Source organism: Lentzea sp. NBRC 105346, from assembly GCF_030269605.1.
Taxonomy (GTDB): Bacteria; Actinomycetota; Actinomycetes; order Mycobacteriales; family Pseudonocardiaceae; genus Lentzea.
Window position 1 is genome coordinate 194,619 of sequence record NZ_BSTQ01000019.1, and the last position, 21,030, is coordinate 215,648.

21 protein-coding genes are annotated in these 21,030 nt (G+C 68.3%); 15 read left to right on the forward strand and 6 right to left on the reverse strand.

Annotated elements, in window-relative coordinates:
- Nucleotides 1-83 precede the first annotated feature (83 nt).
- From secD to QSK35_RS34385, 3 genes are read left to right on the forward strand one after another with little or no spacing between them, the layout of a single operon-like run.
- Nucleotides 84-1,862: a protein translocase subunit SecD gene (gene secD / locus QSK35_RS34375; RefSeq protein WP_285751848.1), complete on the forward strand. Its 1,779-nt coding sequence runs from the start codon at nucleotides 84-86 to the stop codon at nucleotides 1,860-1,862.
- A 1-nt stretch (nucleotide 1,863) separates the two neighbouring features.
- Complete coding sequence (gene secF, locus QSK35_RS34380; protein WP_285751849.1) at nucleotides 1,864-3,012, forward strand: protein translocase subunit SecF; 1,149 nt, start codon at nucleotides 1,864-1,866, stop codon at nucleotides 3,010-3,012.
- On the forward strand, nucleotides 3,009-3,527 hold the full coding sequence (locus tag QSK35_RS34385) for an adenine phosphoribosyltransferase (RefSeq protein WP_285751850.1): 519 nt from the start codon (nucleotides 3,009-3,011) through the stop codon (nucleotides 3,525-3,527). Before secF ends, QSK35_RS34385 begins: the two co-directional genes overlap by 4 nt.
- Here the strand turns inward: QSK35_RS34385 and QSK35_RS34390 are convergent, their stop codons facing one another.
- Entirely contained in the window at nucleotides 3,528-3,977 is a 450-nt protein-coding gene (locus tag QSK35_RS34390; protein WP_285751851.1) for a hypothetical protein, read from the reverse strand.
- Between the two features lie 217 nt (nucleotides 3,978-4,194).
- Here QSK35_RS34390 and QSK35_RS34395 point away from each other — a divergent pair, with 217 nt between their 5' ends.
- On the forward strand, nucleotides 4,195-6,495 hold the full coding sequence (locus QSK35_RS34395) for a RelA/SpoT family protein (RefSeq protein WP_285751852.1): 2,301 nt from the start codon (nucleotides 4,195-4,197) through the stop codon (nucleotides 6,493-6,495).
- 100 nt (nucleotides 6,496-6,595) lie between these two features.
- Here the strand turns inward: QSK35_RS34395 and QSK35_RS34400 are convergent, their stop codons facing one another.
- Nucleotides 6,596-7,456 carry a peptidylprolyl isomerase gene (locus QSK35_RS34400; RefSeq protein ID WP_285751853.1) on the reverse strand — a complete coding sequence of 287 codons (861 nt, stop codon included), beginning with the start codon at nucleotides 7,454-7,456 and terminating at the stop codon, nucleotides 6,596-6,598.
- Nucleotides 7,457-7,572: 116 nt separating this feature from the next.
- Between QSK35_RS34400 and QSK35_RS34405 the strand changes: the two genes are divergently transcribed.
- From QSK35_RS34405 to QSK35_RS34415, 3 genes are read left to right on the forward strand one after another with little or no spacing between them, the layout of a single operon-like run.
- Complete coding sequence (locus QSK35_RS34405) at nucleotides 7,573-8,265, forward strand: MBL fold metallo-hydrolase (RefSeq protein WP_285751854.1); 693 nt, start codon at nucleotides 7,573-7,575, stop codon at nucleotides 8,263-8,265.
- A gap of 5 nt (nucleotides 8,266-8,270) precedes the next feature.
- Complete coding sequence (hisS, locus tag QSK35_RS34410; protein WP_285751855.1) at nucleotides 8,271-9,521, forward strand: histidine--tRNA ligase; 1,251 nt, start codon at nucleotides 8,271-8,273, stop codon at nucleotides 9,519-9,521.
- On the forward strand, nucleotides 9,518-10,156 hold the full coding sequence (locus QSK35_RS34415; protein WP_285751856.1) for a hypothetical protein: 639 nt from the start codon (nucleotides 9,518-9,520) through the stop codon (nucleotides 10,154-10,156). The genes hisS and QSK35_RS34415 overlap by 4 nt, the downstream gene beginning before the upstream one ends.
- A 1,136-nt stretch (nucleotides 10,157-11,292) precedes the next feature.
- On the opposite strand, the gene QSK35_RS34420 is transcribed toward QSK35_RS34415, so the two are convergent.
- Nucleotides 11,293-12,129, reverse strand: coding sequence for a spermidine synthase (locus QSK35_RS34420; protein ID WP_285751857.1), 837 nt, complete (start codon nucleotides 12,127-12,129; stop codon nucleotides 11,293-11,295).
- Nucleotides 12,130-12,146: 17 nt separating this feature from the next.
- On the opposite strand from QSK35_RS34420, the gene QSK35_RS34425 reads away from it, so the two are divergent.
- Nucleotides 12,147-12,500, forward strand: coding sequence for a DUF1304 domain-containing protein (locus tag QSK35_RS34425; RefSeq protein WP_285751858.1), 354 nt, complete (start codon nucleotides 12,147-12,149; stop codon nucleotides 12,498-12,500).
- Here QSK35_RS34425 and QSK35_RS34430 read toward each other — a convergent pair.
- Both QSK35_RS34430 and QSK35_RS34435 read right to left on the reverse strand, forming a co-directional pair.
- Entirely contained in the window at nucleotides 12,421-13,797 is a 1,377-nt protein-coding gene (locus QSK35_RS34430; protein WP_285751859.1) for a YibE/F family protein, read from the reverse strand. The two genes, QSK35_RS34425 and QSK35_RS34430, sit on opposite strands and share 80 nt — an antisense overlap.
- A 15-nt stretch (nucleotides 13,798-13,812) precedes the next feature.
- Nucleotides 13,813-14,088 (reverse strand): hypothetical protein, encoded by a 276-nt coding sequence (locus tag QSK35_RS34435; protein WP_285751860.1) that lies wholly within the window; start codon nucleotides 14,086-14,088, stop codon nucleotides 13,813-13,815.
- A 53-nt stretch (nucleotides 14,089-14,141) separates the two neighbouring features.
- On the opposite strand from QSK35_RS34435, the gene QSK35_RS34440 reads away from it, so the two are divergent.
- Both QSK35_RS34440 and QSK35_RS34445 read left to right on the forward strand, forming a co-directional pair.
- Nucleotides 14,142-16,109: an intein-containing Rv2578c family radical SAM protein gene (locus tag QSK35_RS34440; RefSeq protein ID WP_285751861.1), complete on the forward strand. Its 1,968-nt coding sequence runs from the start codon at nucleotides 14,142-14,144 to the stop codon at nucleotides 16,107-16,109.
- An 8-nt stretch (nucleotides 16,110-16,117) separates the two neighbouring features.
- Complete coding sequence (locus QSK35_RS34445; protein ID WP_285751862.1) at nucleotides 16,118-16,855, forward strand: ATP-grasp domain-containing protein; 738 nt, start codon at nucleotides 16,118-16,120, stop codon at nucleotides 16,853-16,855.
- Here QSK35_RS34445 and QSK35_RS34450 read toward each other — a convergent pair.
- Entirely contained in the window at nucleotides 16,852-17,187 is a 336-nt protein-coding gene (locus QSK35_RS34450) for a nuclear transport factor 2 family protein (protein WP_285751863.1), read from the reverse strand. The two genes, QSK35_RS34445 and QSK35_RS34450, sit on opposite strands and share 4 nt — an antisense overlap.
- An 84-nt stretch (nucleotides 17,188-17,271) precedes the next feature.
- Between QSK35_RS34450 and QSK35_RS34455 the strand changes: the two genes are divergently transcribed.
- The 5 genes from QSK35_RS34455 to QSK35_RS34475 are packed head-to-tail and all read left to right on the forward strand — an operon-like array spanning nucleotide 17,272 to nucleotide 20,778.
- Complete coding sequence (locus QSK35_RS34455) at nucleotides 17,272-17,676, forward strand: WXG100 family type VII secretion target (protein WP_285751864.1); 405 nt, start codon at nucleotides 17,272-17,274, stop codon at nucleotides 17,674-17,676.
- Complete coding sequence (locus QSK35_RS34460) at nucleotides 17,676-19,064, forward strand: putative T7SS-secreted protein (protein ID WP_285751865.1); 1,389 nt, start codon at nucleotides 17,676-17,678, stop codon at nucleotides 19,062-19,064. The genes QSK35_RS34455 and QSK35_RS34460 overlap by 1 nt, the downstream gene beginning before the upstream one ends.
- Before the next feature lie 9 nt (nucleotides 19,065-19,073).
- Nucleotides 19,074-19,571 carry a hypothetical protein gene (locus tag QSK35_RS34465; protein WP_285751866.1) on the forward strand — a complete coding sequence of 166 codons (498 nt, stop codon included), beginning with the start codon at nucleotides 19,074-19,076 and terminating at the stop codon, nucleotides 19,569-19,571.
- A complete protein-coding gene (locus QSK35_RS34470) occupies nucleotides 19,568-20,050 on the forward strand; it encodes a YbaB/EbfC family nucleoid-associated protein (protein WP_285751867.1) in 483 nt (160 codons plus the stop codon). The genes QSK35_RS34465 and QSK35_RS34470 overlap by 4 nt, the downstream gene beginning before the upstream one ends.
- A complete protein-coding gene (locus QSK35_RS34475; RefSeq protein ID WP_285751868.1) occupies nucleotides 20,047-20,778 on the forward strand; it encodes a hypothetical protein in 732 nt (243 codons plus the stop codon). The genes QSK35_RS34470 and QSK35_RS34475 overlap by 4 nt, the downstream gene beginning before the upstream one ends.
- Nucleotides 20,779-21,030 lie beyond the last annotated feature (252 nt).

Here is a 21,030-nt window from a genome sequence, read left to right on the forward strand (position 1 = left end):
ACTCCAGGTAGTGACGCGCAGCTCACGTGGCGCGGGATAGTCTTCGCGCTCGACAACCATCAGCTCTAGGAGACGGACGGATCGTGGCACCTCCGGCCGGGCAAATTCGCCCCGGGAAGTATCTGGCGAGTTTTGTCCTCATCGTGGTCGCGCTTTATGCCCTGGTGTTCTTCACCGGCAACGGTTCGGCCAAGCCCAAGCTCGGAATCGACCTGCAGGGCGGCACGCTCGTCACATTGACGGCACGCCTTCCCGACGGTGGCAAGCCGAGTGACGAATCGCTGAACCGGGCTCGCGGGCTCATCGAGACCCGCGTGAACGGACTCGGTGTTTCGGGCGCCGAGGTCGTGCGCGACGGAACCAACCTCGTCATCACCGTGCCGGGCGCGGACAGCGAAGGCGCGAAGAGCCTCGGCCAGACCGCGTTCCTCGCGTTCCGCAAGGTGCTGGGCCAGCCGATCCCGGCCTCCGCCGGCCAGCAGCAGCAGCCCCAGCCGTCGACGCAGCCGTCGACCCAGCCGTCGGGCTCCGCGAACCCGTCCGCGAGCCAGACCGCCGCTCCGCCGTCGTCCGGCGCTCCGCAGGGCCGCCCGGCGCCCGCGTTGCAGGGCCAGCCGACCACCACGCCGCCGCCGTCCAGCGCGCCGCCCTCGTCGGCCCCGCCGTCCTCGACCCCTCCGGTCGCGCCGGGCACCGACCCGAAGCTCGCGCAGGAGATCCAGGCCGCGAAGATGCTGCGTCAGAGCACGGACCAGCAGGTCCTGCAGCAGGCCGCGTTGATGCTCGACTGCTCGAAGCCCGACCCGCTGATCGGCAACGACGACATCAAGCTGCCGCTCGTCGCGTGTGACCAGAAGGGCGAGTACAAGTACATCCTCGCGCCGGTCGACACCGACGACCCGAGCGTGAAGAAGGACGACTTCTCCACGTTCACCCGCCTGACCGGCCAGGACATCGACAACGCGGTCGCGACGAACAACCGCCAGGGCGCGGGCTACGTCGTGAACCTGTCGTTCAAGTCCGACGGCGGCTCCAAGTGGGGCAAGTTCACTTCGGCCAACGTCAACCAGCCGGTCGCCGTCGTGCTGGACAGCAAGGTCGTCTCGGCGCCGAACATCCAGACCGCGATCCTCGGCGGCAGCACGGAGATCAGCGGCAAGTTCACGCTGAAGGAAGCCGAGAACCTGGCGAACGTGCTGAAGTACGGCTCGCTGCCGCTGTCGTTCTCGACGTCCGAGGCGCTGACCGTCACCCCGACGCTCGGCCTCACCTACATGAAGGCCGGCCTGATCGCCGGTGCCATCGGCCTCGCGCTGGTGTTCGTGTACTGCTTCTTCTACTACCGCCTGCTGGGCATCCTGACGATCGCGTCGCTGGTCTTCTCGGCCTCGATCGTCTACGCGGTGCTCGTGCTGCTGGGCCGCTGGATCGGGTTCACGCTCGACCTGGCCGGTATCGCCGGTTTCATCGTCGCGATCGGTATCACCGCGGACTCGTTCATCGTCTTCTTCGAACGCATCAAGGACGAAGTGCGTGAAGGCCGGACGTTCCGCTCGGCCGTCCCGCGCGCGTGGGTCCGCGCCCGCCGCACGATCCTGTCCGCGGACGCGGTCAGCTTCATCGCCGCCGCGGTGCTGTACCTCATCGCCGTCGGCCAGGTGAAGGGCTTCGCGTTCACCCTGGGCATGTCGACGGTCCTCGACCTCGTGGTCGTGTTCCTCGTGACGCACCCGCTGGTCGCGATGGCCTCGAAGTCCAAGTTCCTGTCCAAGCCGAGCCTGTCCGGTCTCGGTGGCGCGGCCCGTGAAGGTGCCTCCCACCGCGCCAAGCTGCAGGCCAAGCCCGCCGTGAAGGAGGCCTGACGTGAGCGTGTTCTCCCGTCTCTACGTCGGCAACGGCGCGTTCGACATCGTCGGCAAGCGCAAGCGCTGGTACGTGATCTCGGCGCTGGTGCTGCTGACCTGCGTGCTGTCGATCGGCTTCAAGCAGTTCAACCTCGGTATCGACTTCAAGGGCGGCACCAAGGTCCAGATGGCGTCGGTCAGCACGAGCGGCGCGAAGATCGAGGAGCACGCCGTCGCGGACGTGTTCAAGAACGCGCTCGGCCAGGAGCCGGCCGCCGTGCAGACGGTCGGCATCGGTGACTCGGCGAGTATCCAGATCCGGTCGACGACGCTCGACGCCGCCCAGGTGCTGAAGCTCAAGACCGAGCTGGCGAGCAAGCTGAACCCCAAGGGCGGCCAGGGGGCGATCAGCGACAGCGCGGTCAGCGCGTCGTGGGGTGGCGAGATCACCAGCAAGGCGCTCTGGGCGCTCGGGCTGTTCTTCGTCGCGATCGTGATCTTCCTGGCGCTGTACTTCGAGCTGCACATGGCGATCGCGGCGCTCGTCGCGGTGCTGCACGACGTGATCATCACGGCCGGTGTGTACTCGCTGGTCGGCTTCGAGGTCACGCCGGCGACCGTCATCGGTCTGCTGACGATCCTCGGTTTCTCGCTGTACGACACGGTCGTCGTGTTCGACAAGGTCCGGGAGAACACCCGCGGCCTGCTCGGCCTGACGCGCCGCACGTACGCCGAGGCCGCGAACCTGGCGCTGAACCAGACCCTGATGCGGTCGATCAACACCTCGTTGATCGCGCTGCTGCCGGTCATGGGCCTGCTGATCGTCGGTGTCGTGATCCTCGGCGTCGGCACGCTGCAGGACCTCGCGCTGGTGCAGCTCACAGGTATGTTCGTCGGCGCCCTGTCGTCGCTGTTCATCGCCACCCCGATCCTGGTGGACCTGAAGAACCGCGACCCGAAGTACAAGGCGCAGGCCAAGCGCGTCGAGGCGCGTCGCGCCAAGAGCACGGCCGCCGCTTCCACCGAGGTCGAGTCGACCGACGACGAGGCCCTCGACGAGGAGCTGCGCCGCGAGAAGGCACTGGCGGCCGCCGCCTCCGTGCCGTCGCGCACCGCCAAGTCCACCGACAACCGCCGCGGACGCCCCTCCGGGAAGAAGCAGCGTTGAAGCTGGACAAAGCACTGGGACTGATGCGTGAGGTCCCGGACTTCCCCCAGCCGGGGGTGGTCTTCCGGGACCTCACGCCGGTTCTCGCGGACCCGGACGCACTGCGCACCGTGGTCGACGCGCTGCAGGACAAGCTCGCCGAGTCCACCCAGGTCATCGCGGCCATCGAGTCGCGCGGGTTCCTGCTCGGCGCCGCACTCGGCTACGGCTGGCGCTACGGCGTGGTGCCGCTGCGCAAGCCGGGCAAGCTCCCCGTGGTCGCCGACTCCGTCTCGTACGACCTGGAGTACGGCACGGCTACGCTCGAGCTGCCCGCGGACGCCATCCACCCAGGTCAGCACGTCGTCGTCGTGGACGACGTGCTCGCTACCGGTGGCACCGCTGCCGCCGCGTGTGAGCTGGTGGAGCGGGCCGGTGGGATCGTGACCGGGGTGTCCGTCGTGTTGGAGATCGCCGCGCTGAACGGCCGCTCGCGGCTGGCGGGCCGTGAGGTCAGCGCCCTGATGGCGGTCTGATCAGGCGACTCCCCGGCCGGCGTTCACCAGCACCAGCACGACGAAGTAGAACGGCAGTGCCACCACGGCCAGCACCGCGAAGTTCGTGCTCCGCTTCTTGAAGATCAGCCACGTGAACAGCGAAGCCAGCAGGCATGGCACGAGCTGGGAGCCGAGCACCCTGCCGAACGCGTACGCGGACGCGGGCGGACCGGCCAGCACGAACAACACCACGAACATCACGAACGACCAGACGGCGGCGGCCAGGAAGCACAGGCCGTAGGACGTCCTGGCCTGCTGCCGCGGCATCGCGTACTGCGGGACCGGCGGCGCGTACGGGTACTGCGGCCCCGGATATTGCTGCTGCTGATACTGCGGCGCCTGCGGGTACGGCTGGGTGTAGCCGACCTGCTGCGCGGGTGGGTACGGCGAGGGCGGTGGCGTCTGCTCGCCGCTGGGTTCGGTGCTCATGGAAGTTCCCCCAGGATCGATCGAAGCCTGATCGTAAGGGGCCGCATGCCCCGTGTGCACGCCCCGTGAGTGCGGCATTCGTGACCCCCTGCGCTGATCGGCCCAGCGGAACACGGCCAGGCGTTCGCCGTGTGAGCCACGCCGCTCATCGCCCCGGAGGAAGTTTCGCGGGTACAAGCGGGTTATCCTCGGTATCCGTAGACCCGAGGAGCGTGGGTTGAGTCAGGACACAGAACCCGCTACGACGGTTGACCCGAGCAGGGCAGCGCAACCGTCCGCTACCCGGCGTGTGCGCGCCAGGCTCGCGCGCCGGATCACCGCACAGCGTGCGGCGCCCGTGAAGCAGGTTCTCGAGCCGCTCGCCGCCGTACACCGCGACCTCCACCCGAAAGCCGACCTAGCCCTTCTGCAGCACGCGTACGACGTCGCTGAGGAGAAGCACCGGCCGCAACGACGCAAGTCCGGTGACCCGTACATCACGCACCCGCTGGCCGTGGCGACCATCCTGGCCGAGCTGGGCATGGACACCACGACGCTGGTGGCCGCACTGCTGCACGACACGGTCGAGGACACCGACTACTCGCTCAACCAGCTGCGCGAGGACTTCGGCGACGAGGTCGCGCGGCTCGTCGACGGCGTCACCAAGCTGGACAAGGTGAAGCTCGGCGCGGCGGCCGAGGCGGAGACCATCCGCAAGATGGTCATCGCCATGGCGAAGGACCCGCGCGTGCTGGTCATCAAGCTCGCCGACCGGTTGCACAACATGCGCACCATGCGCTTCCTGCCGCCGGAGAAGCAGGCCCGCAAGGCCCGCGAGACGCTCGAGGTCCTGGCGCCCCTCGCCCACCGCCTGGGCATGGCGACGGTCAAGTGGGAGCTGGAGGACCTCGCGTTCGCGATCCTGCAGCCGAAGAAGTACGACGAGATCGTCCGGCTCGTGGCGAACCGCGCGCCCAGCCGCGACACCTACCTGGGGACCGTGATCACCGAGCTGTCGACGCAGCTCGAGGCCGCGCGGATCGGCGGCGATGTCCAGGGCCGGCCGAAGCACTACTACTCGATCAACCAGAAGATGATCGTCCGGGGCCGCGACTTCGACGACATCCACGACCTGGTGGGCGTGCGCATTCTGGTCGACGAGGTCCGCGACTGCTACGCCGCCATGGGCGTCGTGCACGCGTTGTGGCAGCCGATGCCCGGCCGCTTCAAGGACTACATCGCGCAGCCCCGGTTCGGCGTGTACCAGTCGTTGCACACCACCGTGATCGGCCCGGACGGCAAGCCGCTCGAGGTGCAGATCCGCACGCACGAGATGCACCAGCGCGCCGAGTACGGCATCGCCGCGCACTGGCGGTACAAGGAGACGAAGGGCACGCACAACGGCAAGTCCGTCGAGATCGACGAGATGGCCTGGATGCGGCAGCTCCTCGACTGGCAGCGCGAGGCCGCCGACCCCGGCGAGTTCCTCGAGTCGCTGCGCTGGGACCTCGCCGCGCGCGAGATCTTCGTGTTCACGCCGAAGGGCGACGTGCAGACGCTGCCCACGGGCTCAACGCCGGTCGACTTCGCCTACGCCGTGCACACCGAGGTCGGGCACCGTTGCATCGGCGCGCGGGTCAACGGCCGCCTCGTGGCGTTGGAACGCAAGCTGGAGAACGGCGAGGTCGTCGAGATCTTCACCTCGAAGGCCGAGGGCGCGGGCCCGTCCCGCGACTGGCTGTCGTTCGTGGCCTCGCCGCGGGCCAAGGCGAAGATCAAGCAGTGGTTCGCCAAGGAACGCAAGGAAGAGGCGATCGAGCAGGGCAAGGAGGCGATCACGAAGGAGGTAAGGCGAGTTGGCCTGCCCCTCCAACGCCTCGTCTCCGCCGACTCGATGGCCGCACTGGCCAAGGAACTTCACTACCCGGACATGAGCGCGCTGTACGCGGCGGTCGGCGAGGGACACACCTCCGCCCGGCACGTCGTGCAGCGGCTCGTCGCGCAGCTCGGCGGCGTCGAGCACGCCGAGGAGGAGCTGGCCGACCGGGCCACGCCGTCCACGGTCACGCGCCGGCGGGCCACGGGCGACGCGGGTGTGATCGTCAAGGACGCGGGCGACGTGTGGGTCAAGCTGGCCCGCTGCTGCACGCCCGTGCCCGGTGACGACATCCTCGGCTTCGTCACGCGTGGTGGCGGCGTCAGCGTGCACCGCACGGACTGCACGAACGCCGATGACCTGATGGCCTCGCCCGAGCGGCTGCTGGACGTCGAATGGGCGCCGTCGGCCTCGTCGGTGTTCCTCGTCGCGATCCAGGTCGAGGCGCTCGATCGGCACCGGCTGCTCAGCGATGTCACGAAGGTGCTGGCGGACGAGCGGGTCAACATTCTGTCCGCGTCCGTGACGACTTCCCGGGACCGGGTGGCGGTGTCGCGGTTCTCGTTCGAAATGGGCGACCCGAAGCATCTCGGGCACGTGCTGAAGGCCGTGCGCAGCGTCGAAGGTGTTTACGACGTCTATCGGGTTACATCGGCTTCCTGATCGGCGACAGCGAAACGTCAGTACCCCGTGGCAAGCTTCTTGTCACGGGGAAGACAAAAGGGCCCGGCGCTTTCCGAAGCGCCGGGCCCTTTTGCATGCCTTACTGAACGATCGAAGCCTTCTCGATCTTGACTTCCTTGTTCGGCTTGCCGCCACCGGGCGACGGGTCGAACGAGCCGTCGTCGCCGGCCCGCGCGATGTCGTCGATGACCTTCAGGCCGGGCTCGCCGACGCTGCCGAACACGGTGTAGTCGGGGGAGAGGCCCGCCTCGCCGTAGACGATGAAGAACTGGCTGCCGTTCGTGCCCTTCTTCGGGTCCGCCTTGTCCGGGCCCGCGTTCGCCATCGCGAGGTAGCCGCGGCCGTAGGTCAGCTCCGGCCACACCTCGTTGTCGAACTTGTAGCCGGGGCCGCCCTGGCCGGTGCCCGTCGGGTCACCGCACTGCAGCATCTGCAGGCCCTTGGTGGACAGGCGGTGGCACGGCGAGCCGTCGAAGTAGCCCTGCTTGATGAGCGACTCGAAGCTGTTCACGGCACACGGTGCGAGCGCGCGGTCCAGCGTGATCGGCACCTCGCCCTGGCCCAGCTTCAGCGTGGCGTTGACGGTGCCGGTGGCGGGCACGTCCGCGGTGCCGGGCAGGTTGACCTGCTTCGCCGGGTTCTCTTCCTTGCGGTACTCGCAGCTCACCTTCTCCGCGAGCGGGGTCGGCCGCTTGGCCAGCGGCTTGATCTCCGTCGGGATGGTGATGGGCGCCGGGGGCGTCGTCTCGGAGGCCGCCGCGTCGCCGCTGCTGAAGTCGTGCGTGGCGAGGAAGTACACGCCGCCGGCGATGAGCACCACGGCCAGACCGGTGGCGATGATCGCGACGGTACGCCGCTTCTTCGCCCGCTCCTGTCGGCGGACGAGTTGGCGCTCCAGCTTGCGCTTGGCGGCCGCGCGGCGCTGCTCGTTGTTCGGCACGTGCTCCCTCCCCAGGGATGATGCGTACACACGGGTGGTCGGCTGCGAAGTCTAGGGCCTGCGCATATGAGCTTTGTGTGGTGGCTAGGCTTGGGGCGAACAGGGAGGTGTTTCTGGTGCTCGTGATCGGGTTCCCGGCCGGAGCTCTGCAGGCGAACTGCTACCTGCTGGCCGCCGGTGAGGGCGAGCCCTGCGTCATCGTCGACCCCGGTCAGGACGCCGAGGAGCCGATTCGCGAGGCCATCCGCAAGCACCGGCTGTCCCCGGTCGCCGTGCTGCTCACGCACGGTCACTTCGATCACACCTTCTCGGTCACGCCCGTCTGTGACGGCAACGACATCCCCGCGTGGATCCACCCGGACGACCGCGCCATGCTCAACGACCCGCTGCTGGGCCTGAGCAACGAGTCGCGGGCGTTCTTCGGCGGCATCGAGATGCGCGAACCGCGCGAGGTGCGGTCGCTGGACGACGGTGTGGATCTCGACATCGCGGGCCTTGGCATCACCGTCGACCACGCGCCGGGCCATACCGGCGGGTCGGTGATGTTCCGCTCCGGCACCGAGGAGGGCGGCCGCCTGTGCATCACGGGCGACGTGCTGTTCGCCGGATCCATCGGACGTACCGACCTGCCCGGTGGTGACCACCGCAAGATGCTCACGTCGTTGCGCGACAAAGTGCTGCCGCTGCCCGACGACACGGTGGTCCTGCCCGGCCACGGACCGACGACGACCATTGGCCGTGAGCGCGCCACGAACCCGTTCCTGGTTCAGCTCGGTGACGCTCCGGCCGCCCCTCACCGAGGACTGTAGAAACCGTGTTTTCCGCGCCCAAGGGCATTCCCGAGTACTTCCCGCCGACCTCCGCGTCCTTCCTCGCCGTCCGTGACACGCTGGCCGAGTCCGCGAAGCGCGCCGGGTACGGCTACATCGAGCTGCCGATCTTCGAAGACACCTCGCTGTTCAAGCGGGGCGTCGGTGAGTCGACCGACGTGGTCACGAAGGAGATGTACACCTTCGAAGACCGTGGCGAGCGGTCCGTCACGCTGCGCCCCGAGGGCACCGCGGGCGTCATGCGGTCGGTGATCGAACACGGCCTCGACCGCGGCCAGCTGCCCGTGAAGCTCTTCTACGCGGGTCCGTTCTTCCGCTACGAGCGCCCGCAGGCCGGCCGCTACCGGCAGCTGCAGCAGCTGGGTGTCGAGGCGATCGGCGTGGACGACCCGGCGCTGGACGCCGAGGTGATCGCGATCGCGGACGCCGGGTTCCGCGCTCTGGGACTCGCCGGGTTCCGGCTGGAGCTGACGTCGCTCGGTGACTCCCAGTGCCGTCCGGCCTATCGGTCGCTTCTGCAGGAGTTCCTGTTCAAGCTGCCGCTCGACGAGGACACCCGCCGCCGCGCCGAGGTGAACCCGTTGCGCGTGCTCGACGACAAGCGCGCCGAGGTACGCGAGCTGGTCGCCGAGGCGCCGCTGATGGTGGATCACCTGTGCGACGAGTGCCGTGCGCACTACGAGGCCGTGAAGGGCTATCTGACCGAGCTCGGTGTGAAGTTCACCGAGAACCCGCGCATGGTCCGCGGCCTGGACTACTACACGAAGACGACCTTCGAGTTCGTGCACGACGGTCTCGGCTCGCAGTCCGGCATCGGCGGCGGAGGCCGCTACGACGGTCTGATGGAGGAGCTGGGCGGCCAGTCGCTGTCCGGCGTCGGCTTCGGGCTCGGCGTGGACCGCACGCTGCTCGCCTGCCAGGCGGAGGGCCTGACGCCCGGTGATGTCGCGCGCTGCGACGTGTTCTGCGTGCCGCTCGGTGACGCGGCGAAGGCCCGGCTGGTCTCGATCGCGGGGGCGCTGCGCGCGGCGGGCGTGCGGGTGGACCTCGCGTACGGCGGCCGCGGCCTGAAGGGCGCCATGAAGGCGGCCGACAAGTCTGGTGCGCGGTTCGCGCTGGTGCTCGGTGAGCGTGACCTCGCGGAGGGCACGATCGGGCTCAAGGAGCTCGCCACGGGCGAGCAGCGTTCCGTGCCGCTGGCCGACGTCGTGACGGCCGTCCAGGACGCGCTGTGAGCTCTGAGCCGTCCGCAGAGAAGCTGCCTCTGGACCTGCTCGACCCCTCCACGGTGCGCAAACGCGCCCGCATGGTCGCGATCGGCGCCGCCATGGTCGCCGCGGCGTTCGGCGCCGTGGTCGGCCTGGTCGGCGGCCGCGTCGCGGGCCTGATCGCGGCCGGCGTCGTGGCGTTGCCCTTACTGCTGCTCGCGACGTCCGAGGCCCGGCGCCACGTCTGGCTGCAGGGCACGACCGTGTACGTGCGGGCGTTCGGCACGCGCCTGGTGGACCTGCGCACGGCCACGCAGCTCGACCTGCTGGTGACCGACATGCGCGGCAGCCGGACCGTCGGCCTGTTCGTGCGCGGTGGCGGCAAGGCGATCAACGTCGCTCTCGCCATCTACGCCGGCACCGGTGGCCGTGAGCAGGGCATCTATCCGCTGCGCAAGCTCGCGGACGCGCTCGCTTCGCGTGGTGACACGCCGGGGCTGGTGTTCTCCGAGCTGCTGGTGGCCCAGCTGCGGGCCGAGGCCCGTGGGCTGGCGGCGGCGGAACGGCCGTTGTACCGGCTGGGGTCGCTGGCGCCCACGGGACGGATGGCGCAGAAGCTGACGCCGGACGCGGTGTCGAAGTTCGTCAGCTCGTTGGACTAGGTGCCGTTAAGGCCACCTTCACTGCGTTCAGCGCAGCCAATGTGGCCTTAACGGCACGTCACGCCTGGTGGACGTGGGCGGGCAGCGGCTGCGACGTATGCGGCTCGCAGCTCATCCATGACCTTGTCGGGCTCCGTTCGCAGTCTTGCGGGCAAGGTCTGTAGTAACACGATTCCTGCGGCGACGTATCTCGTGTTGCGGGCAACGGTCCTGGCGTAGTCGTCTGAGCGGTAGTGGAACGCCTTCGAATCAATCTCCCAAGCCAGTGCGACATCGTCCCACCAGGCGTCTGGCCTGCCCAGATATTGGTCGTTCGGGTCGTAGATAGGCTTGTTCCACATTGCCATGGGCAGCTTCGAACGCTTCGCCAGCTCAGCGGCATCCTTCTCGGCGACGGACCTGAGCTCCGTGATTTCCGACAGGATTCTCCTCGGCATGGCGGTCCCTCGAGGACTACCCGCTTCTATCTCATGGCTCAGTTGTTCGGGACTACATCCCCCTATCTGGATCGCGTCGATCAACAGCTGGGTGATTTGGTCTGCGATCCTCATCCGTCGGCATGCGTCGACAACTGCACGTGCCTTGGGAGCGAGCGGGACTGTGCCCTGTGGCCAGGGCTGCGGGAGCCTTTGAGTGCGTTCTACAGTGAGGAAACCACGGCTCTGGATCTTGTGCCCATGTGGCACAAGAACATGTACGACATCGCTATGTGGAACGCGAAGGTTGTACCGGCGACATGCCTCGGTCCCGGTGATCATCGCCAAGGGGCCGGCGTATACGAGGGCTGCCTGAACCATCTGATCTCGTGTCGGTGGACCGTTCTGCATCATGATTACGCCAGGCAGCATCCAGCGCCATGGGCCGCCTGCGAGGCAACGCCGATAGGTGGTTGAACTGGGAACACCCGACTCTTCAAGTGCGGCGACGCGCACGATTCCGAGTTGGCTGCGTTCTCGTAGAACTTCGGTCTGGCCAAGCCATCGTCCTCGTTTCACGAGCCCAGCGTGCCCTTGCGATGCCCCGCAGAAAACGACGCGCGTTGGTCAACGGCCCGTTCACAGCACGAATCGCCAGTGGTGTGCCGTTATGGCCACCTTTACTGCGCTCAACGCAGTGAAGGTGGCCATAACGGCACACTAGACGCCCCAGGTGCCCGTCGGCGGGGCGGGGGAGTGGGTCGCCGTCTCGTCCGTCGTGGGCAGCGCACCGCCGATGAACCGGATGAGCTCGGTGCCGTGCTCGACGCGGCCCTGGAACGGGTCACCGGCGGTCGCCCGGACCAGCTGCTGCAGTGGCAAAGCCGTGTGCGAGCCGAGGATCACGAAGTTGCCGAACCGGCGGCCCCGGAACACGGCGGGCTCAGCCATCGCGCACACGTGCGGGAACACGGCCGCGACGGTCGCGCACTGGGCGCGGGCGAACGTCAGCGGGCCGCCGTCGCCGATGTTGGCCGCATAGATCCCGTCGGACCGCAGGGCGCGATCGGCCAGCCCCACGTACTCCATCGACGTCAGGTGCGCGGGCGTGCGGGCGCCGGCGAAGACGTCGGACACGACGAGGTCGAACGAGTCCGGCCGCGCGCGGGCGAGCACCGCCCGCGCGTCGCCCGTGCTGATCCGCACGCCCTTTGGTACCGGCAGCGACCGGCGCAGGAAGGCGATCAGCCCGGCGTCGATCTCGGCGACCTGCTGGGTCGTGCGGGGCAGCGTGGCGGCGATGTAGCGGGCGAGGGTGAGAGCGCCACCACCGAGATGCAACACCGAAGTCGGCGCGGTCAGGTCGATCACGTGGCCGAGGCGCCGCACGTACTCGAACTCGAGGTACGTCGGATCGTCCAGGTCCACATGGGACTGTGGGGTTCCGTTGACCCGCAACGTCCACGAGTTTCGGCCACCGAGATCCGGCACCAGCTCGGCGACGCCGGAATCGATCGGTTCGCTCACGGTCTCCGACTCGCGCCGCTGCCTGCCCACGACGCTATTGTCTCACCGTGCAGATCGCGGCTTCCGTGCTCGTCGCCCTCGTGGCGCTTATCCACGTCTACATCCTCGTGCTGGAGATGTTCCTCTGGGACACCCCGCGCGGGCAGAAGGCGTTCGGCCTCACGCCCGAGTTCGCCAAGGAGTCCAAGGCGCTCGCGGCGAACCAGGGCCTCTACAACGGTTTCCTGGCCGCCGGACTGGTGTACGGGCTGGTCCGCCAGGACTTCGGCGCCACCGTGCTCTTCCTCGTGTTCGTGATCATCGCCGGGATCTACGGCACGCTCACCGCGAGCCGGAAGATCCTGTTCGTCCAGGTTCTGCCCGGCGCCGTCGCCCTGGCTGCGGTGCTGCTGGCCGGGTAGGGCGGCGCCACGGTCCCTTGTCCGGGTCGTAGCCGGTGAACAGGTCGCCCTCGATCCGGTTGGGTTTCTTGGGCACCTCGGGCTCTGAGGGTTCTGAGGGTTCTGCGGGCTCTGCGGGTTCTGCGGGTTCCGGCACGTCCTGCTGAGCGGCCACGATCGCGGCGAGGGCCGTCGTGATCGGGATGGCCGCGACCAGGCCGATGCTGCCCACCAGCGTGCGGACGATCTCCTGGGCGACCTGCTGGGCAGTGAGGATCTCGGTCAGCGACCGTCCGGAGATCGAGAACGCCAGCAGCACCGGCAGCGCGGCACCCGCGTAGGCCATGACGAGCGTGTTCACGACCGACGACATGTGGTCGCGCCCGATCCGGAATCCGGCGGCGAACAGCTCGCGCGCCGACAGCTTCGCGTTCGCCCGCCGCAGCTCCCAGACGGCGCTGGTCTGCGTGACCGTCACGTCGTCCAGCACGCCCAGCGCACCGATGATCGCGCCCGCGAGCAGCAACCCGCGGGTGTCCAGCGGCGTGCCGAGCACGGTGACGAGGTTGACCGTGTCCTCGTCGAGGCCGGTCAGCTTCGACGCCCACGAGAACAGCGCCCCGAGCACCCCGATCAGCGCGAGGCTGACGAGTGTTCCCAGCACCGCGGTCGACGTGCGCGCCGAGATGCCGTGCGTCAGGTAGAGGACCGCGAACATGATCAGCCCCGCGCCGACGATCGCCACGGTCAGCGGGCTTTCGCCGGCGAGGATCGCGGGCAGGATGAAGATCGTCAGCACGAGGAAGCTGAGCACCAGCGCGCCCAGCGCCTTCAGGCCGTGCCATCGGCCCAGCGCGATCACCGCGAACGCGAACAGCACCCCGAGGACGAGCAGCGGCCAGCCACGTTGGAAGTCGACCAGCTGGTAGGACTCGGCCAGCTGCGGCTGGCTGCCGGAGTACGACAGCACGACCTCGTCGCCCACCGAGAACTTCGGTGCCGCCGGACTCTTCGGGAACGGTACGGGCACGCTCTGCCCGGCCGCGTCCCCGTCGGTCATCTTGACCGTGATCCCGATGCAGTTCTCACCGCACGCGCCGTCCACGATCGCGGTGACCACGCCACGCACCGGGATCTGGTGCAGGCCGACGTCCGCGCCCTTCTTCTGGTCGTGCCCCCACGGGTACAGCAGGATCGCGCCGACGACCGTCGCCGCCACGATCGGCAGCAGGAGGATCGTCAGCAGGCGACGCACCCGCGCCGAAGCGGGTTCGGCGGCCGCGTGACTGTGCCCGTGTCCGTGTCCCACGGGCGCCATCCTCCCCCATCCGGGTCAGCGGGCGCCGACGGCGGTGAACTTGAGCCCCTCCGGTTCCAGCATGATCGACGTCACCGGGCGCAGCGGGGGACCCTCCAGTCGCAGCCGTACCCGGACCAAGCCCAGGCGACCAGCCGCGGCGCCGCCGTCGGGCGGGTCCGTCACGACGTAGGAGTACGGCACGAACCGCACGACCGGGCCGAACCGCATGATGGACAGCCCGGCCGAAGGCGGGATCAGAGGCAGCGCGAACGCGGAACGGCCGAAAACGTTCCGCTCAGAGGACCCCAACGGGTGACCTGTGCACCTTGACCCATGTTCGAACATGTGTTCGAATCGAACATGTGCGATGGGACGGGCAGAAGGTCGAGGCAGAACCGCAGCTGGCCCTCCCGGGGTTACCGGGACTGGTGCGCAGCGTACGAACCCCTGAGTTCGCGGACGTGGTGTTCCACGAGGTCCGCGCCAAGTCCGTGTTGAACAAGGTCCCTGGGGAGGGACTGCCGTTCAACTGGTCGGTGAACCCGTACCGCGGCTGTTCACACGCCTGCACGTACTGCCTGGCGGGGGACACGCCGGTGCTGATGGCGGACGGCCGGACGAAACCGATCTCCGAGCTGCGGGAGGGCGACGAGATCTACGGCACCGAGCTGACCGGCAACTACCGCCGGTACGTGCGAACGACCGTCGAGGCGCATTGGGAGACGCGGAAACGCGCGTTCCGTGTGACGCTGGAGGACGGGACGCAGCTGGTCAGCAGCGGTGACCACCGGTTCCTCACCGACCGCGGCTGGAAGCACGTCGTCGGCGGCACGTGCGGCTCCGGTCGCCGCCCGCACCTCACGACGGGCAACAAGCTCATGGGCACCGGCTGGTTCGCGCCGCAGCCCGAGATCACCGACGACTACCGCCGCGGCTACCTGCGCGGCATGGTCGGCGACGCGCGCGAGTTCCGCATCCCGCTGGCCGACGTCGAAGCGATGGACCGAGTGCAGGAGTACCTCGATGACCTCGGGGTGCAAGAGGGGGTGGGATTTCTGGACCACGTGCGAGAGCTCGCACGGTGGCAGATAGCCCCGAACGACGACTGGCTCAAGGGTTTCCTCGCGGGCGCGTTCGACTTCAACGGCACGTGCTCCCGCAGCATCCTGCGCATGTCCAGCCGCAGCGCGACGATCATCGAGGCGATCAGCATCGCGTTGAAGCACTTCGACTTCGACTTCGCCATCGAGGATCTGAAGCGCCGCAAGGGAATGCGCGTCATCCGGCTGCGCGGTGGCCTGCGCGCGAACATGCGGTTCTTCCACTTCACCGACCCGGCGATCACGCGTAAGCGCGACATCGACGGCGTGGCGATCAAGTCGGCGGAACCGCTGGGCGTCCGGTCCATTGAGGACCTGGGCGAGGAGGTGACGTTGTACGACATCACCACCGGCACCGGCGACTTCATCGCGAACGGTGTGGTGTCGCACAACTGCTTCGCCCGCAACACCCACACGTACCTCGACATGGACGCCGGTCACGACTTCGACTCCCAGGTCATCGTCAAGATCAACGCACCGGAGGTGCTCGCCAAGCAGCTGCGATCCAGTAAGTGGTCGCGCGAACACGTCGCGATGGGCACGAACACGGACCCGTACCAGCGGGCCGAGGGCCGCTACGCCCTGATGCCAGGGATCATCAGGGCGTTGGCGGACTCGGGGACGCCGTTCTCCATCCTCACCAAGGGCACGCTGCTGTCGCGCGACCTGCCGTTGCTGACCGAGGCGGCCAAGTCCGTCCCGGTGGGCATCGGGGTGTCGCTGGCCCTGTTGGAACGCGACCTGCACAAGACCCTCGAACCCGGCACGCCCACCCCGGCCGCCCGCCTGGATCTGGTGCGCAAGGTTCGCGAGGCTGGATTGCCGTGCGGTGTGTTCGTCGCGCCGGTGCTGCCGGGGCTCACGGATTCCGTGGAGCAGCTGGACTTCCTGTTCGGCGAGATCGCCAGGGCCGGCGCCACTGGTGTCACGCCGTTGCCGCTGCACCTGCGGCCCGGCGCGCGCGAGTGGTTCATGAAGTGGCTCGCCGGGTGGTATCCCGACCTGGTCGACGGCTACAAGTCGTTGTACGGCAAGGGAAGTTATGTCGACAAGCGGTATCGCGAGTGGTTCTCCGCGCGCGTGAAACCGTTGCTGGCCAAGCATGATCTGCTACCCAAGGCGCCGACGCGCGTGGTGCCAGGGGATCCGGACGGCGTGTGGCCCGACGGCGCGCTGCCGTCCGGAATCCCCTCACCGCGCGTGGCGCAGGAACAGCTGATGCTGCTTTAGTTGCGTCCGTGACGCTCGTTCTGCCACCCCGGCTCACCGCTTCCGCTGAAGCCATCCGCGACGCGGCGCGCCGTCGTGGGCTCACCACGGTCCAGCTGCCGACGTTCGATGTGCCCGGCGACCTGCGGGCGACGAACCTGCACGCGGGCCCGTCGTTCGCCGACGTGGTGGCGCCCAAGCTCGGCATCGTGCTGCTCGAAGCACCGGCGGGCTGGCTGACCGAGCTTCCTGGAGAGCTCACCCGCCGCGACGTCCGGTTGACGCCGATCGGGGAGGCGTACGCGATCAGGCATCCGGTGTTCGTGAAGTCCCCCAACGACAAGAGCATCAAGGCGATGATCTATGCCGACGGCAGCAGGCTGCCGGGGCCCGATGCCGTGGAGCGGGACACGCCGGTGCTCGTGAGCGAGGTCGTCCGGTTCGACGCCGAGTACCGGCTCCATGTGCTGGACGGATCCGTCGTCGCGGCCAGCAGATACGCCGAGGACGGCCGGCTCAGCCTGGGTACGGACACCGTGGACGCCGAGAAGTTCGGCGCGGACGTCCTCGCGGCGACGACGTTGCCGAGCGCGATCGTGGTGGACGTGGGCCGCATCGGCGGCGACTGGGCGGTCATCGAGGCGAACGCCGCGTGGGCGAGCGGCTGTTACGTGTCCGACCCGGACCGGGTGCTGGACGTCGTGCTGCGAGCGGCGGGCCCGGCGGCCGCGGTCGGTGACCACGACCGCCGGTTCCTGAGGAACTAGCTCCAGCCGCCCTGGACCATCGTCTGGAACTTCCAGTCGCCGCCGACCCGGACGAGCAGGTCCCCGTACTTCACCGGCACCCCGTTGATCGTGCCCTCGGTGATCACGAACACCAGGTTGTCGTTGATGAAGTGCGGCGTGCGCACCGACTCCATCTTCACCTCGCCGCCGACCTGAGCCCCCATGTCCCGCACGAACTGCTCCCGGTCCCACGACACGGCACCGCCGTCGGACACCGCGTTGATCGGGAACAACGCCATGTCGGCCATCGCCTCGACGTCACCGGCCACGGCCAGCGCGTCCCACCGCTCGAACCACTCTTCAACGCTCATGCCGTACACCATACGGTACAAAATACGGTGCTAGACCGAACAGTCGAGTGGCGCGTACTCCAAATGTTCGAGAAGGTGTCGCTCATGACCGGATTCGGGGCGGTTCCGGATGAGCTGCAGGCGGCGGCCAAGCGCATTGGCGACACGGTGGGGCAGGCCACCGACTGCGGGTGGAACGGGCCGAGCGGGGACTACGGGCACCCCGGCGTGATGTCGGGCTGGGAGCAGTTCATCCGCGACATGGAGAAGCACATCAAGGACCTGGTGGGCAAGGCCGAGGAGTTCGGTGGCGGGCTCGTCGACGCCGCACGCGAGTACCTGGACACCGACGACCAGGCGGGCATCGACTTCGGCCAGGTCGGCGAGGGACTCGGGATCGGTGCGTCGGGGATCATGAACCCCGACGTCGCGAGGCGGCTCAACCCCGACTGGACCCCACCGCCACTGGACAAAAGGTTCCCCAGCGGAGATGAAGGGCCGATCTTCTGATGGCGGGCGAACTGGGGTCGACGACCAACCCGAAGGACCTGATCCCCGGCGAACCCGAGGTGATCTCGAACGACCTGCGCGGGCTCGTCACGAACATCCAGAAGCTCGGGCCGATCAGCCAGGGGCTCGGCAACATCGATCCGTTCGGCTGGACCGGCAAGGCGAGCGACGCGTTCCGCGACATCTTCCGCCAGGAGCCGCCCAAGTGGGAGGCGGCGATCGAGACCGCGGGCAAGAGCGGCCAGGCGCTCGCGGACTACGCCGACACCCTGACGTGGGGCCAGAAGGAAGCCCAGCGCGCGATCGAGATGTACCTGCAGGCCGAGGCCGCGAGCCGGTCCGCGCAGGCGAACTACGACTCGATGGTCGCCGCCGGCGCGACGCCGATCATGCCGTTCCAGGACCCCGGCGCCGGCGCGGCGAACGAGGCGCAGGCCGTGCTCGACAACGCCCGCAAGATCGTCCAGGCGGCCGGTGGCGAGGTGGCGATCGCGCTCGGCTTCGAACCCGACGGTGAGGGCGGGTTCAAGAAGAAGGGCGGCGAACGCGAGTGGGGCGCGGGCACCGACCGTCCCGAGGGCAAAGAGGGCTGGCACAAGGGCAAGGGCGGCAAGAGCTACGAGAAGGGCTGGGGCGGCGAGCAGTCCGGCGGCCTGATGACCGACCTGATCGGCGACACCCTCAAGAGCCTCGGCATCGAACTGCCTGAGGCGTCGTGGGAGGGCAAGGCCGAGGTCGAGTGGCTCAAGGGCGAGCTCGGCGGCGAGTTCGACGGCGGCTGGGTGACCGGCAGCGGCAAGCTGGAGGGTTCGCTGCTCGGCGCGGGTGCCGAGGCCAGCGCCTCGATCGGGCCGCTGGGTATGACGGCCGCCGCGAGTGCCGAGGCGTATCTCGCGAAGGGCCACGCGGAGGGCGAGCTGAAGTTCGGCGACCACGCGGGCGTGTCCGGCAGCGCGGACGCCATGATCGGCGCCGAGGCCAAGGCCGACGCCACCGTCGGCTGGCTGGGCGCGCAGGGCAGCGCGGAGGCGTTCGCCGGTGCGCGGGTCGAAGGTGAGGCGAGCGCCGAGGTCGCCGGTATCGGCGCCGGTGTGCACGGCGAGGCGTGGGCGGGTGTCGGCGCCGAGGCCAGCGGGCAGTTCGGTATGGGCGACGACGGCAAGTTCCACGTCGGTGCTTCGGTTGGCGTGGCACTGGGTGTCGGTGGCAAGGTCGGTTTCGACTTCACCGTCGACCCCGGTGCGGTCGCCGACACCATCTCGGACGTGGCGGACGACGTCGGCGAGGTCGCAGCGGATGTCGGGCGAGGTGTCGCCAACGCGGCCGAAAGCGTGGGCAAGGGCATCGGCAACGCGGCGTCCGCTGTCGGCGACTTCCTGGGTTTCTAAAGGAGAAGCATGGTTACCACGATTCCGGTGCCGATCCAGTTCTCGCTGCCGGACGGCTGGCGTTCAGCACCACCGGACGAGGTCGGTGTGCCCGAGGCGGCGTTCGTCGCGCTGCACCCGGCGACGAGCCAGGGGTTCACCGCGAACATCACCATCACAGGCGAGGAACGCTCGGCCGACGTGCCGCTAGAGGACATCGCCGCGGACGCCGCCGCGAAACTCGAAGCGGCCACCGGCATGGTCCAGATCGGCAGGCAGAGCACCATGGGCTCGCCGGAGAACCCGGCGTTGACACAGGCCGTGCGCACGCGCATCAAGGTGAACGGCGAGCCGCGCGACGTGGTGCAGCTGCAAGTGTTCCTCGGCATGCAGAACGCGGACGACGCGTCGCGCCGCGCCGTGCTGCACATCGCCCTGACCGCGACGCCCGAACAGTTCGAGAAGGTCATCGGCGACTTCCAGAAGTTCCTCAAGACGATCAAGCCGGAGCAGGGGGTGGCCCAGTGAGCGAGACCGCCGACGCCCTGATGCGTCGCATCGAGTCCATCGACACGATGGCCGCGGACAACCGCGCCCGCGCCGAGTCGTTCCAGCGCATGTCCGAGGAGCTCAAGGAAACGACGGGCCGTGCCGTCTCCGACGACGGCATCGTGACGGTCGTGGCGTCCTCGGACGGCGCGGTCAAGTCCGTGGTCTTCGCCGACGGTTTTGCGGGGTTGTCTGCTTCCGTTCTGTCGGCCTCCACGTTGCACACCATCGCCCGAGCCCGAGCCGACGCGGCCCGCGCGCAGGCCGAGGTCGTCCGCCGAGGTTTGGGTGACACCGAACTGCTTGATCGAGTACTGAACTCCTCTGCCACCATGTTCGGCGACGAGCGTGCGCAGGATCCCGGCCCGTCGTCGGTTCCGGCGCCTACGCCTCGGCGTGCTGCGCACGATGATGAGGGAGAGTTCAGCGTGTTCAAGAACAACAGGTCCGCCTGGTGAGTCTTGCTCTTGGCCTGACTATCGCCATCGGTGGTTGCCTGCTGGTTGGTGCTGGTCTCGTGTGGATGGTTGTGTGGCTGCGACGCGACTACTCGCAGTCCGAGGCCGAGTTCATGGCGCTGCTGCAGGAGGAGTGCGCTCGGCGCAGCTGGCAGTTCGAGGAACGTAACGACGCCTACGCGGATTGGTTCTCATCGTTGCCGCGCGTGCCGTACGTTGGGATTCCGGATCCGTTGTGGATCAACCCTCGGGCTGCTGGGGCGCGGAACATCGTTACCGGGGTGTATCGCGGGCGGCGGTTCATCGCGGCTCAGTTCCAGGTCTACCAGGTGAATCCGGCTATCGACGGGAACTGGTGGACCTATGTTCGGGTGCACATGCCTGCGCCCCGGCCTGGGCTCGTGGTGAAGAAGGTCGTCGGTCCTACCAATGCGGTGAACCGCGCGTTGGGGTGGGACCACGCCTCGTACGGCGATCCGGAGTTTGATCGGCGGTTTGAGGTGTCTGCCGATGATCAGCGGTTCGCTGCCGATGTGTTGCATACGCGGATGCAGCGGTTTCTGGTGGATGAGCAGCGGCCGTTCCGCGGTTTGGTGATGGTTGGTGACGTGATCGATGTGGTGGGGGATCAGCAGAACGAGCACCGTGATCCGCGGCAGTTGATTCCGGCGCTGGATTTGCGGTGCGACATTCTTGATCTGGTGCCGGATACCGTGTGGGCTCACTGAGCGTTCGGGATTGTCGGACCCCTGTGGTTGGGTATGTGCAAGGGGTGCTTCTTGCGGGGGACCCCTGCGGGCTTGCGTTTGTGTTGACGCGGCGGTTTCCGTAGTGGGTCGCTAGTGCGACGCGCTGACTTTTCTTGGCTGCCGGTTCCGTGCGCGGTTGCGCCTTGGCTGCCGGTTGCGTGCGTGGTCGCCTTTTACTGCTCGGGGCTCCGCCCCGGACCCCGGCTCAGCTCAAAGAGGGGCCCAGCCGTG

Excerpts from the sequence above, each read along its gene's own strand:
- QSK35_RS34450 (WP_285751863.1), bottom strand. The coding sequence starts at position 17,187 with ATGAGCGTTGAAGAGTGGTTCGAGCGGTGGGACGCGCTGGCCGTGGCC.
- QSK35_RS34455 (WP_285751864.1), top strand. The coding sequence starts at position 17,272 with ATGACCGGATTCGGGGCGGTTCCGGATGAGCTGCAGGCGGCGGCCAAG.
- QSK35_RS34430 (WP_285751859.1), bottom strand. The coding sequence starts at position 13,797 with ATGGCGCCCGTGGGACACGGACACGGGCACAGTCACGCGGCCGCCGAA.
- QSK35_RS34460 (WP_285751865.1), top strand. The coding sequence starts at position 17,676 with ATGGCGGGCGAACTGGGGTCGACGACCAACCCGAAGGACCTGATCCCC.
- QSK35_RS34390 (WP_285751851.1), bottom strand. The coding sequence starts at position 3,977 with ATGAGCACCGAACCCAGCGGCGAGCAGACGCCACCGCCCTCGCCGTAC.
- QSK35_RS34465 (WP_285751866.1), top strand. The coding sequence starts at position 19,074 with ATGGTTACCACGATTCCGGTGCCGATCCAGTTCTCGCTGCCGGACGGC.